Here is a 14,236-nt window from a genome sequence, read left to right on the forward strand (position 1 = left end):
CACTGATCACGGGCCCTGCGGGGCCCGTCTTCATTTTGCGATCTCAGTTCCGAATGCAGGAACAAAAAAGACCCGCGGTGAGGCGGCGCAGTCAACGCTCCTCTTCGGTCGTAGCGGCAGGGGGAAGCTTGCGCCGCGAAGACCGCTAGGTGACCCGACACCTGCCTTCCCATTGCGCCACATAGGCTTTGAACGCCTCAAAGCCCGCTTCATCCGAGCAGACATCTATCGGCTGACGACCGTTGAAATACTCGTGGTTTGGCGTTGTCAGCCATTTCCAGACCTTTCCGTGTTCTCCCTTAAACACCGGCAAGCATATGTCGATGACGGCCTTCAAGATGTCAGGTCGATCGAACCAGCTCAGCGGCTTGATGGTGGGCTTCCTGCCTCCAAAAACGACCCGAGGCAGCTGAGCAGCGATGAGTTCGTCCGGCGGGATGCGCCTTTTTACCCAATGCGCATGCTTCACTAAATCTGTATTGGGATGTCCTTGCAACTTGATGGGCGTCACCACACCCACCCTGACCTTGGTCAGTTCTCGCACCATTTGTAGGGCAGGTGCAATGTCTGTGTCGTTGGTGACGACCACGACGTGGTCCACCTCTCCCAGCAGGGCGTCCCGGAGGATATGGAGCGCAAGATTGACATCTGACTGCTTTTCCTCCAAAGACCATATGGTGACCTCTTCACAGAGTCGAGGCCATTTAGTCGGCTGGTGCAGATCCAGAAGGCGGGCCCTTGCTGGCTGCTGAGCGTAATACCCTTCAATCAGCTGCAAGCGGTCGGCGTGGGTCTTGCGCAGCGCATTGTGATAGTGCCTCTGGCAAGCGACCGAATCGAGATCGCGTGCGGCGCTTTCAAGGATTTGCGCCGTGAAGAACTTCAGGGAGCATGGGAGCAGAACGGGCTTGCATGGACGTCCTTCATCGTCGGCAACAAGCACAGACGAGAGGATGTTCTCAATCAAACGAACAGGATCCAGCCACTTGTGGGCCGTCCCCTTGAGACAACCGTAGTAGAGGTTGTAACCATCAACGTAGGCACGAGTTCTCAGGGAAGTGGGTTCCTGTGCCCAGTCCATCAAGATCTCCACCAGAAGCGAAAAAACCGGCTTGCGCCGGCTTTTTCCCCCACCTACAAGCAACTCAACGGCTGACCGGTGAAGTGGGTTAGTTGTTACTGTGACTTTACCGCATGCCCGAAGACCTCGCAACGCGCACAGGGCTTCAGTGGGCTCAAGTGCGGCATGTGTTCTATGCTGATCCGCATGAACCGCTGTCTCGCCGTCCTCAGCCTCATCCCCGCGCTTGCCAGCGCATCGGAACTGCCCACGCCGGCTTCAGCAGCGCCACAGGCAGCCGCGTCTGAGTCATCGACAACGGCCCGCGTCTACGACGGCTACGACGCCTTCTTCCTCACCCTGCCGTCACGCCTCTTCGACGAAGCGGACAAGCGGCCGCACAAGGTCGTGGGCATGAACGAGCCGGCAGGTGATTTCTGGACCTGGACTTCAGCCGGCAAGGCGCATGTGCTGGAGATGCGAGAGGCGGATGCGCTGGTGGATGGTCGGCGCCTGCGCGCGGCCCGGGCCACGCGGTTTCCGGGCGAGTTCACCGCGCCTGCCCTGGGCAGCACCGCCAGGGTCTATGCGAACGACATCGCCGTCTGCATCGAAGGCGTGCCGGGCTCGGCCAGTGGCACCTCGGTGCGCCACATCCAGGTCTCGTTGATTCTTCAGCCCTACAGCCCCAAAGCCCGGCGCTACGAATTGGCCGGGCTGTTCGCCGGCTGCCTGAGCCTCACCCGAGTGCCGGAGGGCATCGGCTTCCTGCGCGGCGCCTACCGATGGCCGGAAGGAGCACCGTCGCCCCTGGGGGTCACCATGGAACAGTGGCGCCTCCAGGGCGCCACTTTTGTGCGGACCAGTCAGACCTGGTCGATGACGTTCACCGAGCCCGACAACGTCTACCGCTTCACCTCGCCCTGAGGAGGGAGGCAGGCATCACCGCCGCCTCCTGCACCTCATCAGAACTTCGAGAAGTCCGGCTGACGCTTCTGGAAGAAGGCCTGGAAGGCCTCGATCGCCTCGGGGCTGCGCAGGCGCGCACCGAAGATCTCCGCTTCCACCTGGATGGTGTTGAGCAGTTCTTCTTCGCTGCTGCGACGCATCAGCTTCTTGCTTTCGATCACGGCAGTCGGCGGCAGGCTGTTGAAGCGTTCAGCCACGCGACGCGCGTAGTTCACCACTTCACCGGCCGGCAGCACGCTGTTGGCGATGCCGTATTCCACCGCCTGCTCGCCGGTGAACGGATCGCCCAGCAGCAGCTTCTCGGCGGCGCGGCGCTGACCCATCAGACGCGGCACGATCAGGCTGGAGCCGAACTCCGGCACCAGGCCCAGGCTCACGAACGGCATGGCCAGGCGCGCGTCGTCCGCCACATAGACCAGGTCGCAATGCAGCAGCATCGTGGTCCCGATGCCGATGGCGGCACCGTTCACCGCCGCAATGATCGGCTTGTTGCAGCCGATCATCGCCTTCATGAACTGGAACACCGGCGCTTCTTCATCCCGGGGCGGGCTGGCCATGAAGTCTTCGATGTCGTTGCCGGACGTGAAGATGGCGGGCTGGCCCTGGATGAGCACCGCGCGCACGGTCTTGTCGTCATTGGCGGCCGTCAGCGCATCGGCCATGGCCTGGTACATCGCGCGTGTCAGCGCATTCTTCTTTTCCGGGCGCGCAATCTCGATCGTCAACACGCCGTTGACGATGGCGGACTTGATGCTCATGGAGCGACTCCTCTCAATACGAATGACATGATGCTAGCGACGTTTCGCCGCGCCTGTCAGGCCTGAACAGCAAAAGGGGAAAAGCAGCCCCGTTCCAGCGCATGGAACCGATGCTGCCTTCCCCCCTTGCGTGAAAGTGCCGGGACAAGTGCCGGGACAACTACCGACGCAAGTCCCGAAACAAGTGACTGGCTTACAGACGTTCGATGATGCCCGCAGCGCCCTGACCCGCGCCGACGCACATGGTGACCATGCCGTACTTGCCGCCGGTGCGACGCAGACCGTGAATCACCGACGCGGCGCGGATGGCACCGGTGGCGCCCAGCGGGTGACCCAGGGCGATGGCGCCGCCGTTGGGGTTCACCTTGCTGCGGTCCAGCACGATGCCCTTGCTGTCCAGATCGTTCAGCACGGCCAGCGACTGGGCGGCGAAGGCTTCGTTCAGCTCCACCCAGCCGAGGTCTTCGGCCTTGATACCGGCGAGCTTCAGCGCGGCGGGGATTGCCTCGATCGGGCCGATGCCCATGATTTCCGGCGGCACGCCACGCACGGCGAAGGAAACAAAACGCGCCAGCGGCGTCAGGCCGAAACGCTTCACCGCGGCTTCAGAGGCCACGATCAGCGCACCAGCGCCGTCCGAGGTCTGCGAGCTGTTGCCGGCGGTGACGCTGCCCTTGGCGGCGAACACCGGCTTGAGCTTGGCCAGGCCTTCCATCGACGTGTCCTTGCGCGGACCTTCGTCAATATCAACCATGCGCGACTTCACCAGCACGCCGTCGCCATTCAGATCGGGCTGACGATCCTTCACTTCGAACGGGGTAATCTCGTCCTTGAAGAAGCCGCCTTCGATGGCTGCCAGAGCGCGGCGATGCGATTCGAGCGCGAACTCGTCCTGCGCCTCGCGCGAGACCTTCCACTTCTCGGCGACCTTCTCGGCCGTCAGACCCATGCCATAGGCCAGGCCGATGTTTTCGTCGCGCTCGAAGATGGCCGGTGGGAAGGACGGCTTGTTGCCGCCCATCGGCACCATCGACATCGACTCCACGCCACCAGCGATCATGACTTCCGACTCACCGACGCGGATGCGGTCGGCCGCCATGGCCAGTGCAGTGATGCCCGAGGCGCAATAACGGTTCACCGTCACGCCGCCCACGGTATTGGGCAGACCCGACAGCACCGCCGCCACGCGGGCGATGTTCATGCCCTGCTCACCTTCCGGGAACGAGCAGCCGATGATGGCGTCCTCGATCACCGACGGATCCAGGCCCGGGGCCTGGGCCAGTGCGGCCTGGATCACGCGGGACAGCATCTCGTCCGGACGGGTGTTCTTGAAATAGCCCCGGCCCGACTTGCCGATGGGCAGACGGGTGGCAGCGCAGATGTAGGCGTCTTGAACTTGTTTGGTCATTTCTGATCCTTTCAACGATCAGCAAAAATCAATTGCGCACCGGCTTGCCGGTCTGCAGCATGCCCATGATCCGCTCCTGGGTCTTCGGATGCTCCAGCAGCGAGCAGAAGTGCTTGCGCTCCAGGGCCATCAGATATTCCTCGGTCACCAGGGCGCCGGCTTCCACTTCGCCGCCGCACACCACATCGGCGATGAGCGAAGCCAGATGGAAGTCGTGCTGGCTGATGAAGCCGCCATCGCGCATGTTGGCCAACTGGGCCTTCACGGTCGCGATGCCGGAACGGCCGGCCACCGGGAAGGCCGCCTTCAGCGGCGGACGGTAGCCGGAGTCGGCCATCGCCTTGACCTGGGCCGAGGCCACGAACAGCAGCTCGTCCTTGTTGGGCACGATCACGTCGCTGTCCAGCAGGTAACCCAGCTTGCGGGCTTCCAGGGCGGAGGTGGCCACCTTGGCCGTCGCGGCGTTGGTGAAGCCGTCCTTCAGGAAGGCGAAGATGTCGGCGTTGGCATTGCCGGCCGAGGCCATCTCGGCCGCACGGCGGGCGATGTAGGTCAGACCGCCACCGCCGGGGATCAGGCCGACGCCCACTTCCACCAGACCCACATACGACTCCATGTGGGCCACGCGGCGTGCGCAATGCACCGCCAGTTCGCAGCCGCCGCCCAGGGCCAGGCCACGCATGGCGGCCACCACCGGCACGTTGGCGTAGCGCACGCGCAGCATCATGTCCTGCAGCTTCTTCTCTTCCGGTGCGATGCCCTTGGCGCCCTTGGTCATGAAGACCGGCATCAGCGCTTCGAGGTTGGCACCGGCGGAGAAGACATCATCCGGCGACCAGATCACCAGACCCTTGTACTTCGCTTCGGCGATCTCGACCGCCTTCAGCAGCCCTTCGGTCACCGTCGGGCTGATCAGGTGCAGCTTGCAGTGGATGGAAGCGATCAGCACCTCGCCGTCCAGCGACCACACGCGGACTTCGTCGTTCTTGAACTCTTCGGTGCCGGCCTTCAGCGGCTCGACAGCGCCTTCGCCCACCAGGGATTCCGGGAAGGCCTGACGCTCATACACCGGCAGCTTGGCGCGCGGCTTGAACTTGCCTTCCGCGGCGCTCCACGAGCCGTCCTTGCTGTGCACGCCGCCGTTCTCGGCCACCGGGCCTTCAAACACCCAGGCGGGCAGCGGCGCCGACGACAGCGTCTTGCCGGCGTCGATGTCGGCCTTCACCCATTCAGCAACCTGCTTCCAGCCGGCGGCCTGCCACAGCTCGAAGGGGCCCTGTTGCGAGCCGAAGCCCCAGCGCATGGCGAAGTCGATTTCGCGGGCGGTGTCGGCCACGGTGTCCAGATGCACAGCCACGTACTGGAAGCTGTCGCGCAGGATGGACCACAGGAACTGCGCCTGCGGGTTGGTCGATTCACGCAGCAGCTTGATGCGGTCGGCGGCCGGCTTCTTCAGCATGCGGGCCACGATTTCGTCGGCCTTCTTGCCGCCGGCGACGTAGTCACCGGTGGCGAAGTCCAGACGCTGGATGTCCTTGCCGACCTTCTTGTAGAAGCCTGCGCCGGCCTTCTGGCCCAGGGCGCCCTTCTCGATCAGACCGGCCAGCACCTTCGGCGTGGCATAGGTCGAGTAGAACGGGTCGTCCTTCAGGTTGTCCTGCATCGTCTTGACGACGTGCGCCATCGTGTCCAGGCCCACCACGTCCGCGGTGCGGAAGGTGCCCGACGATGCGCGGCCCAGCTTCTTGCCGGTCAGGTCGTCCACCACGTCCACGCTCAGGCCGAACTTCTCGGCCTCGATCATCGTGGCCATCATGCCGGCGATGCCCACGCGGTTGGCGACGAAGTTGGGCGTGTCATTGGCACGCACCACACCCTTGCCGACGGCGGTGGTCACGAAGCTCTCGAGCTGGTCGATCACTTCCGGACGGGTCGTCGGCGTGTTGATCAGCTCCACCAGGTACATGTAGCGCGGCGGATTGAAGAAATGGATGCCGCAGAAACGCGGCTTGATTTCTTCCGGCAGCACTTCGCTGAGCTTGGTGATCGACAGGCCCGACGTGTTGGACGCCACGATGGCGTGCGGGGCGACGAACGGGGCGATCTTCGTGTAGAGATCCAGCTTCCAGTCCATCCGCTCGGCGATCGCCTCGATGATCAGGTCGCAGTCCTTCAGCAGTTCCAGATGCTCTTCGTAGTTGGCCTGCTGGATCAGCGCGGCATTCTCGGCCACGCCCAGCGGGGCCGGCTTGAGCTTCTTCAGGCCTTCGACCGCCTTGGTCACGATCCCGTTCTTGGGGCCTTCCTTGGCCGGCAGGTCGAACAGCACGACCGGCACTTTCACGTTGACCAGATGGGCGGCGATTTGCGCGCCCATCACGCCGGCGCCGAGCACGGCCACCTTGCGAACTTGGAATCGACTCATGGTTTCTCCAATGAACATCTCTGCGATGTAAATAATCCGGCGGAGCTTATTCAGCTCTCACCCAGGTCTGTGTACGCCCCAACAAAGGCATGCCGATGAAACCGCGCACTTCCAGCTTGCGGCCGCCTTCCACCGGGCGCAGACGCACCTTGTAGACCTTGCCGTTGGCCGGGTCGAGGATGTCCCCGCCGTCCCACAGTTCGGTGTCACCGCTGCTCTTCTTGACGTTGCGGATGATGGTCATGCCCAGGATGGGCTGGCCCTTGCGGTCGTCGCTGCATTCCTCGCAGACGGCCGTCTGCTTGGCCGGGTCATTGATCTTCTCGATCTTGCCGACCAGCACGCCGCCCACGTCGCTGATGCGGACGGTGGAGCGCTCCTGGCGGGTTTCGTCGTCGATGGTCTTCCAGACACCGACCGGCGAGCTGTTCTGGGCCAGGGCCACATTGACGGACATGCTCAGGCCCAGGGCCATGGCGGTCGCGATCAGCGGTTTCATCGTGTCTCTCTCCTGCTTTTCTGGTGATTGGATGCGATGGTGAGCAAACCGCGCCCGGGCGTCAAAACCCGGGCACGTGCTGGGGGCATCCACTGGGGCCTCCGATGGACACCCGCGGGGACGATCAGAACAGGGCTTCGTCCATTTCCATCAGCGAGCTCAGGCCGGCGCGGCAGGAGCGGATCAGACCGGCGGTTTCGGGCAGCAGCTTGGCGAAGTAGAAACGCGCGGTGGCCAGCTTGGCGGTGTAGAACGGATCGCCGCTGTCCTTCTTGTCCAGGGCCAGGCGGGCCATGCGGGCCCACATGTAGGCGAAGGTCAGGTGGCCGACGACACGCAGGTAATCCACGGCGGCGGCGCCGACTTCGTCCGGATTCTGGAAGGCCTTCATGCCGATTTCGGTGGTCAGCTTGGTAACCTTGTCGCCGATGTCGGCCAGCGGGTTGATGAACTCCTGCATCGCCTCGTTGGTGCCCTCTTCCTCGACGAACTCGGCGATCTTCTTGCCGAACTTCTTCAGGACAGCGCCGTTGTTGGCGAGGATCTTGCGGCCCAGCAGGTCCAGCGCCTGGATGGTGTTGGTGCCTTCATAGATCATGTTGATGCGGGAGTCCCGCACGAACTGCTCCATGCCCCATTCGTGGATGAAGCCGTGGCCACCGAACACCTGCATGCAGTGCGAGGTGGCGATCCAGCCGTTGTCGGTGATGAAGGCCTTGATGATCGGGGTCAGCAGGGCGACTTCGTCCTCGCAGGCCTTGCGCTCATCAGCGTCGTCGCTGGACAGGGCCTTGTCCAGCTGCAGGGCCACGTAGCCGGTCAGGGCACGACCGCCTTCGGCGTAGGCACGAGCGGTCAGCAGCATCTTGCGCACGTCCGGGTGCACGATGATCGGGTCGGCCGGCTTGTCCGGCGCCTTCGGGCCCGACAGGGCGCGCATCTGGATGCGGTCCTTGGCGTAGGCCACCGCGTTCTGGTAGGCCACTTCGGTCAGGCCGAGGGACTGGTTGCCGACGCCCAGGCGGGCGGCGTTCATCATCACGAACATGGCCTGCAGGCCCTTGTTGGGCTGGCCCACCAGCGTGCCGACGGCGCCGTCCAGCACCATCTGGGCGGTGGCGTTGCCGTGAATGCCCATCTTGTGTTCCAGGCCGCCGCAGTAGATGGCGTTGCGCTCGCCCACCGAGCCGTCGGCGTTCACATGGAACTTCGGCACGATGAACAGCGAGATGCCCTTGGAACCGGCGGGTGCGTCCGGCAGGCGGGCCAGCACCAGGTGAACGATGTTCTCGGCCAGGTCGTGTTCACCGGCGGAGATGAAGATCTTCTGGCCGGTGATCTTGTAGGTGCCGTCGGCCTGGGGTTCGGCCTTGGAGCGCAGCAGGCCCAGGTCGGTACCGCAATGCGGCTCGGTCAGGCACATCGTGCCGGTCCAGACGCCAGAGGTCAGCTTGGGCAGGTAGAGCTTCTTCTGCTCGGGCGTGCCGTGGGCATGCAGGGCTTCATAAGCGCCGTGGCTCAGGCCGGGATACATCGTCCAGGCCTGGTTGGCCGAGTTCAGCATCTCGTAGAAGGCGTTGTTCACGACCACCGGCAGGCCCTGGCCGCCGTATTCCGGGTCGCACGACAGGGCAGGCCAGCCGCCTTCCACATACTGGGCGTAAGCTTCCTTGAAGCCCTTGGGCGCCTTCACTTCGTGGGTGGTCTTGTCCAGCACGCAGCCTTCGGCGTCGCCCGACAGGTTCAGCGGCGCAATCACCTCAGCGGCGAACTTGCCGCCCTCTTCCAGCACCGCATTGATCGTGTCCTCATCCACCTCGGCGTGGGCCGGCAGCATCTTGAGTTCGTCAGCGGCGTGCAGCAGCTCGTGCAGAACGAACTGCATGTCGCGCAGGGGCGGGTTGTACTGGGGCATGAGGAACTCCTGATGTCGAGGTTTTGTGAGTGGAGAACGAAGCGGGGAATGCCGCTGTAGGGATCAGGCTCGTCGCCGCGCGGCGGGCGCGTCGGCGGGGGCCGGAGAAGGGGGTGTGGCGTCGGCGGTCCGCTGGCGCGCGGTGACATCCGCGTCACGACCGGCGGGGGTCGCAAAACTGTCCACGATGCGGGCCAGGCCCACGCTCGCCCGCGCCAGCGCGCCGGGGCTGCGCAGAAAACGCGCATCGTGATGAAGGGAGAGGATCAGACCGTGCATCTCGAACAGGATCTGGTCGGCATCGGCATCCGGCGCCAGATGGCCAGCGTCCTGCGCCAGCAAGATGGCCTTGCGCAGCGCGTTGTGCCAGTCCTTGACCATGCTGACCAGGGCGTCCCGCACCGGGCCGGGACGATCATCGAATTCCACCGCGCCGCTGATGTAGATGCAGCCGGAGTCCACCTCGATGGACACCCGGTGCACCCAGCGCTCGAACAGTGCGCGCAGGCGCGGCAGGCCGCGAGGCTCACGGATGGCGGTGAAGAAGACCTCTTCTTCAAATTTGGCGTGATATTCACGCACCACCGCGATCTGCAGTTCTTCCCGCGAGCCAAAGTGGGCAAACACGCCCGACTTGCTCATCTTGGTCACGTCCGCCAGGGCGCCGATGGACAAACCTTCCAACCCCATGTGCGACGCCAGACCCAGGGCCGCTTCCAGGATGGCGGCGCGGGTCTGCTGGCCTTTTTGCAGCGAACGGGCACCCCGGCGGGGGGCGGCGCTGCCGGCGGCTGGCTTTTGGCGGTTGAGGGAGGTGGAGGACACAGTGCCCAATAATAAAACGAACGGTCGTTCTATTTTGCAGACTTCCGGGTCTCCTGCGCAATCCTTCCCCCCGGTTTTTTAGTGGCACGGGCCTAAAAAAGGTGGGCGGCGTCACCCGGCTCAGGGTTCGCCGCGTCGTCGGGCTCGCCGCGTGCTGGCATAGACTCGGAAACAAGTCCGCCACAAATGCCTGGATGACCAGCGGGGCGGATGTGACAGGGAGCCACAAGCATGTTGATGTCTGGGAATGACCGCGGCCGCGGCCCTGCGGAATCCACCGGATTCCGGCTTTGCTGACCGGGCGCAACCGCATGGACGCCACTGGAGAAGACAGGCCCGTGCTGGTCTGCCGGGTCGGCTCACGCCTGTGTGCCTGGCCTCTGGACAGCGTCGATGAGATCCTTCGCCCCCGCCCGCTGCGCACGTTGATGGCGCCGGTGCCCCATGTGACGGGCCTTGCCCGGGTGCGTGGGCGATGGGTGCCGGTGGTGGATGTTGCCGGAGCGGCCGGCCTGGAAGAAGTCCTTGTCGGCCGCTGGGTGGTGTTGCACCACGAGGACCAGATCGCTGCGCTGGCGGTGACCGAAGTGACGGGCGTACAGCGTCTGGCGGCGCAGGCGATGGACACGCTGCCGCCCCTCTTGAGCGATGCGCATCATGCGGTGCTGTCCGGCGTCGCAACCTTGAATGATGCCTTGATCGCCCTCCTGGATCCGGCGCGGCTGATGCCGCCGCCCGCGCTCGTTGCAGCGAGCCTTGGAGAGGATGACCTGGAAACTGCAGCCCCGGACGACCTCGACATGCCCGGAACCGCGGGCGGCGCAGCGCCCTCCCAGACGCCCGGCGCATCCCTCGACGGCGACAGGTCTCAGTCCCGGGAGAGCGCCGCATGACCCGAGAGACGGTACCAGTCCTGCTGGAAGGCGAAGAGGCCTTCGGACTGCTGGAACGTCTCCGTGCCCTCGTCGCCCGCCATCTCGGATTGCAGCTGGACCCCAGCCAGGACGACCGCCTGCGCAACACACTCCACCGCCTGGCCGGGCCGGAGGCTCCGGCCGCTTGGCTGACCCGCCTGGAGCGTTTCACCAGTCAGGCGGATCAGGATGCGATGGCCGCAGCCCTGACCGTCGGCGAGACCTATTTCTTCCGCCACGCCGAGCAGCTCGATGCCTTGCGCACTGTGGTGTTGCCGCGCTGGGTGAAGCGCCATCCCGCACCGCGGCGGCTGCGGGCGCTGTGCGCCGGTTGCGCCAGCGGCGAAGAGGCCTACACGCTCGCCATGACCTTGCAGCGCTCGGTCCTGGGCCCCGGCGGCGTGGACTGGGACATCACCGCCTTCGACATCAATGCCGCCGCGCTGCAGCGCGCGCGCACGGCCCACTACAACGCCTGGAGCCTGCGCGCCACCCCTCCGGCCTGGCGGGACCTGTGGTTCCGACCTGACGGCGCCGGCTGGACACCCCTGCCGAGCCTGCGGCGCCGGGTGCAGTTTCACCAGCGGCAGATTGCCCTGCCCGATCCGGGCTTCTGGCGCGCCGGCCACTTCGACATCATCTTCTGTCGCAACATGCTGATGTATCTGGAGGCGCCTTCGCTCCGGCAGGCCGTCCAGCATCTGGCCACCGCACTGGCGCCTGGCGGGGCGCTGTTCCTTGGGCATGCGGAAACGCTGCACAGCCTGACGGATCAACTGGTCCTGCAACAAGGCGCCGGCTGCTTTTTCCATCAGCGGCGGGACGATGTAGCCGCCGCCTCCCAGGCCCTCGTCCCCCACACGGCTCCTCGCCCTTCGACGCTGGATCCCGACTGGCTGGCCACGCACCGGGCGGGCGCCAAGGTCAGCGCGGCCACCGGCGCCGATGCCCCCGCGCCGGACTCCATCTGGGACGCTCCCTTCCCCACCGAATGGCCCACGCTCGACGGGGATGAAGACAGCACCCGCCAGCTGGACCGGGCGCTGCAGCTCGTTGAAACCGGCCACGTCAATGATGGTCTGCGTGTCTGCGCCAGCCTCATCACCCCGTCCGTGCCCGCCGATATCCAGGCCGATGCCCTCTACATCCAGGCGCTGGCCCTGGAGGAACGTGGTGAACTGCCGGCCGCGGAATGGCATCACCAGCGCGCCGCCGCCAAGGATGCCCACTTCGCCATGCCCCATCTGCGCCTGGGTCTGCTGGCCCGCCGCCGCGGTGAGCCGGTGGCTGCACGGCGTGAACTTCGTTGCGCCCTGGAACTGCTGGACACCGAATCGCCCGCCCGCCTGCGCCGCTTTGGCGGCGGCTTCGAACGCCAGGCGCTGCGGCAGCTCTGCACCAACGATCTGGGAGACCTCCGATGAGTCCGACGTCCCACGCCTCCACCGAGGCGTTGCTGTCCCAGCTGCAAGGCTGGCGCGAAAGCTTCGACGACTCCTTTGCCGAGCCCCGCCACAGTGACGGCTGGGGTGACGCCTGGAATGTGCTGGGCATCCGGATTGCCGGGGAGCCCTTCGCGCTGTCGCTGGACGAACTGGCCGGACTGTTGACCGCCCAGACGCCCGCCCCCTACCCGGCTGATGCCCCTGCCCTGATAGGCCTGATCGGCCACCGGGGTCAGGTGCTGCCGCTGTACGACTTGCGCGCCTGGCTGGGACGCGGGTTGAGCAGCAGCGTCCGCTGGTGGGCAGTTCTTCGATCGTCCCCGGTCGCGCTGGCGGTGGAAGACTTCGACGGACAGTGGCGGGTGCCGCCCGAAGACAGGCTTCAGCAGGCAGACAGCCACGAGGGTGTCGGACGATGGACCTTGAGATGCAACGGCGACCTGCGCCCGCTGATTGCATTGGTCCCGCTCGTCGAACGATTGACGGCAACTCTTGCCGTCCATAAGAACGGCGCCGCAGCGGCCGTCACCACGGCCTGAAACAAGGAGGAGCAAGCATGTGGACCTTTGGCCGAAAGCTGACCGTTGGATTCAGCCTGTCATTTGCGTTGCTGCTGATCATCGGCGTCATGTCGTATCGCGGCGTGGATTCGCTGACGGGCACCAGCTACCAGGTGACGCGCACCCACCAGGCGGAAGCCCATATCGCCGCCCTGCTCAGCGCCATGAAAGATGCAGAAACGGGCCAGCGTGGCTTCATGCTGACCGGCGACGATGCCTACCTGGACCCATACCGTACGGCGGCCGCGGACATCCCACGCCTGCTGGCGGAACTGCGCCCGCTCATTCGCGACAACCCGGCCCAGCAGACCCGGCTGAATCAGGCGGCCATCATGATGGAAAACCTGATGTCGCTGCACAAGGATCGCATCGAACTGCGCCGGACGGCCAGCATGGAGGCCGCCCTCAAACAAATCCAAACGGGCGACGGCAAGCGCCGCATGGATGAACTGCGTGCCGTGATCGACCAGATGCAGGATGCGGAGGAAGAGGTCCTTCGCCAACGTGCCGCGGATGTGGAAACCACCGCCGGCAATGTGCGCAACGCCATCGTTTATGGCACCGTGGCCTGCCTGCTGCTGGTGCTGGGCGCCGCGTTTGTTTTGAACCGTGCACTGTCCGGGCAGGTCGGCGCCGCGGTGCGTCACGTCCAGCGTTCCGCGGCGGAACTGCAGGCAGCGGCGAATCAGCAGGCCGCGGGTGCGCGGGAGACCGCCACCTCCATGACCGAGATTTCCACCACCATTTCCGAGCTGCTCGCCACGTCGCGCCAGATTGCCGACAGTGCCCAGCGGGTGGTGCAGATTGCCGAGCAGACGGCCGGTTATGCACGCGGCGGTGAAGGCACCCTGCAGGGCGCGCGAGACACCATCGTGGCGATGCGCCGCCAGATCGACCAGGTGGTGGGCCACATGCTGGACCTGGGCCAGAAGTCGCAGCGCATCGGCGTGGTGCTGGACCTGGTGGGCGAGCTGGCCGAGCAGACCAACATCCTGGCCATCAACGCCACCATCGAAGCGACGGTGGCGGGGGATGCCGGTCGCCGATTCGGTGTGGTGGCCGATGAGATCCGCAAGCTGGCCGATCGAATGACCGCCACCACCAAGGAGATCCGTCTGCAGATCGACGACGTGCGCGGCGCGGTGAACACCACCGTCATGGCGACGGAGGCCGGCTCCAAGGCCGTGGATGCGGGTGCGCGCCAGTTCGACGACGTGGCCGCCACCTTCGCCCGCATCGCCGGCCAGGTGGTGACGACCACCGAAGCGGCGCGGGAGATCGAGCTCTCGACCAAGCAGCAGGCCACGGCGGTGGAGCAGCTCAACATCGCGCTGAGCAACACCGCGCAGGCGTCGCGGGAGACGGAGACCAGTTCCGGCCAGACGTCGCAGACGGCGACCGAGCTGGCGGAGACCTCACGTCAGCTGCTGAGCCTCGTTCAGGCGCAGCCGACCTGAG

At 65.2% G+C, this 14,236-nt stretch carries 12 protein-coding genes; 5 read left to right on the forward strand and 7 right to left on the reverse strand.

What is annotated here, in order from left to right:
- Positions 1–145: 145 nt before the first annotated feature.
- Positions 146–1,081: an NYN domain-containing protein gene (locus tag FHS28_RS22780; protein ID WP_088454126.1), complete on the reverse strand. Its 936-nt coding sequence runs from the start codon at positions 1,079–1,081 to the stop codon at positions 146–148.
- A gap of 165 nt (positions 1,082–1,246) precedes the next feature.
- Between FHS28_RS22780 and FHS28_RS22785 the strand changes: the two genes are divergently transcribed.
- Complete coding sequence (locus tag FHS28_RS22785; protein ID WP_184295460.1) at positions 1,247–1,987, forward strand: hypothetical protein; 741 nt, start codon at positions 1,247–1,249, stop codon at positions 1,985–1,987.
- 38 nt (positions 1,988–2,025) lie between these two features.
- Here the strand turns inward: FHS28_RS22785 and FHS28_RS22790 are convergent, their stop codons facing one another.
- The 6 genes from FHS28_RS22790 to FHS28_RS22815 all read right to left on the reverse strand — a co-directional run bounded on the left by FHS28_RS22790 (position 2,026) and on the right by FHS28_RS22815 (position 9,859).
- Positions 2,026–2,787: an enoyl-CoA hydratase gene (locus tag FHS28_RS22790; RefSeq protein ID WP_088454128.1), complete on the reverse strand. Its 762-nt coding sequence runs from the start codon at positions 2,785–2,787 to the stop codon at positions 2,026–2,028.
- Between the two features lie 193 nt (positions 2,788–2,980).
- Entirely contained in the window at positions 2,981–4,195 is a 1,215-nt protein-coding gene (locus FHS28_RS22795) for an acetyl-CoA C-acyltransferase (RefSeq protein ID WP_088454129.1), read from the reverse strand.
- A gap of 28 nt (positions 4,196–4,223) precedes the next feature.
- Positions 4,224–6,620 carry a 3-hydroxyacyl-CoA dehydrogenase/enoyl-CoA hydratase family protein gene (locus tag FHS28_RS22800; protein ID WP_088454169.1) on the reverse strand — a complete coding sequence of 799 codons (2,397 nt, stop codon included), beginning with the start codon at positions 6,618–6,620 and terminating at the stop codon, positions 4,224–4,226.
- A 46-nt stretch (positions 6,621–6,666) separates the two neighbouring features.
- Complete coding sequence (locus FHS28_RS22805) at positions 6,667–7,119, reverse strand: DUF2147 domain-containing protein (RefSeq protein ID WP_088454130.1); 453 nt, start codon at positions 7,117–7,119, stop codon at positions 6,667–6,669.
- Between the two features lie 124 nt (positions 7,120–7,243).
- A complete protein-coding gene (locus FHS28_RS22810; RefSeq protein WP_088454131.1) occupies positions 7,244–9,034 on the reverse strand; it encodes an acyl-CoA dehydrogenase C-terminal domain-containing protein in 1,791 nt (596 codons plus the stop codon).
- A gap of 63 nt (positions 9,035–9,097) precedes the next feature.
- Positions 9,098–9,859 (reverse strand): TetR/AcrR family transcriptional regulator, encoded by a 762-nt coding sequence (locus FHS28_RS22815; protein ID WP_088454170.1) that lies wholly within the window; start codon positions 9,857–9,859, stop codon positions 9,098–9,100.
- Positions 9,860–10,170: 311 nt separating this feature from the next.
- On the opposite strand from FHS28_RS22815, the gene FHS28_RS22820 reads away from it, so the two are divergent.
- Genes FHS28_RS22820 through FHS28_RS22835 form a run of 4 tightly spaced genes read left to right on the forward strand, consistent with a single transcriptional unit; the run spans position 10,171 to position 14,235 of the window.
- Positions 10,171–10,752, forward strand: coding sequence for a chemotaxis protein CheW (locus FHS28_RS22820; RefSeq protein ID WP_184295463.1), 582 nt, complete (start codon positions 10,171–10,173; stop codon positions 10,750–10,752).
- The gene (locus tag FHS28_RS22825; RefSeq protein WP_088454133.1) at positions 10,749–12,197 is read left to right on the forward strand and encodes a CheR family methyltransferase; all 1,449 of its coding nucleotides are present in this window, start codon (positions 10,749–10,751) and stop codon (positions 12,195–12,197) included. Before FHS28_RS22820 ends, FHS28_RS22825 begins: the two co-directional genes overlap by 4 nt.
- Positions 12,194–12,757, forward strand: coding sequence for a chemotaxis protein CheW (locus FHS28_RS22830; protein ID WP_088454134.1), 564 nt, complete (start codon positions 12,194–12,196; stop codon positions 12,755–12,757). The genes FHS28_RS22825 and FHS28_RS22830 overlap by 4 nt, the downstream gene beginning before the upstream one ends.
- Positions 12,758–12,774: 17 nt before the next feature.
- On the forward strand, positions 12,775–14,235 hold the full coding sequence (locus tag FHS28_RS22835; RefSeq protein ID WP_088454135.1) for a CHASE3 domain-containing protein: 1,461 nt from the start codon (positions 12,775–12,777) through the stop codon (positions 14,233–14,235).
- The last annotated feature ends 1 nt before the right edge of the window (position 14,236 follow it).

Source organism: Roseateles terrae, assembly GCF_014192155.1.
Classification (GTDB): Bacteria; Pseudomonadota; Gammaproteobacteria; order Burkholderiales; family Burkholderiaceae_C; genus Roseateles; species Roseateles terrae.

Bases quoted from the DNA above. Each gene is read 5' to 3' on its own strand.
- FHS28_RS22835 (WP_088454135.1), top strand. From the start codon at position 12,775: ATGTGGACCTTTGGCCGAAAGCTGACCGTTGGATTCAGCCTGTCATTT.
- FHS28_RS22805 (WP_088454130.1), bottom strand. From the start codon at position 7,119: ATGAAACCGCTGATCGCGACCGCCATGGCCCTGGGCCTGAGCATGTCC.
- FHS28_RS22780 (WP_088454126.1), bottom strand. From the start codon at position 1,081: ATGGACTGGGCACAGGAACCCACTTCCCTGAGAACTCGTGCCTACGTT.
- FHS28_RS22820 (WP_184295463.1), top strand. From the start codon at position 10,171: ATGGACGCCACTGGAGAAGACAGGCCCGTGCTGGTCTGCCGGGTCGGC.
- FHS28_RS22825 (WP_088454133.1), top strand. From the start codon at position 10,749: ATGACCCGAGAGACGGTACCAGTCCTGCTGGAAGGCGAAGAGGCCTTC.
- FHS28_RS22810 (WP_088454131.1), bottom strand. From the start codon at position 9,034: ATGCCCCAGTACAACCCGCCCCTGCGCGACATGCAGTTCGTTCTGCAC.
- FHS28_RS22785 (WP_184295460.1), top strand. From the start codon at position 1,247: ATGTGTTCTATGCTGATCCGCATGAACCGCTGTCTCGCCGTCCTCAGC.
- FHS28_RS22790 (WP_088454128.1), bottom strand. From the start codon at position 2,787: ATGAGCATCAAGTCCGCCATCGTCAACGGCGTGTTGACGATCGAGATT.
- FHS28_RS22830 (WP_088454134.1), top strand. From the start codon at position 12,194: ATGAGTCCGACGTCCCACGCCTCCACCGAGGCGTTGCTGTCCCAGCTG.
- FHS28_RS22795 (WP_088454129.1), bottom strand. From the start codon at position 4,195: ATGACCAAACAAGTTCAAGACGCCTACATCTGCGCTGCCACCCGTCTG.
- FHS28_RS22800 (WP_088454169.1), bottom strand. From the start codon at position 6,620: ATGAGTCGATTCCAAGTTCGCAAGGTGGCCGTGCTCGGCGCCGGCGTG.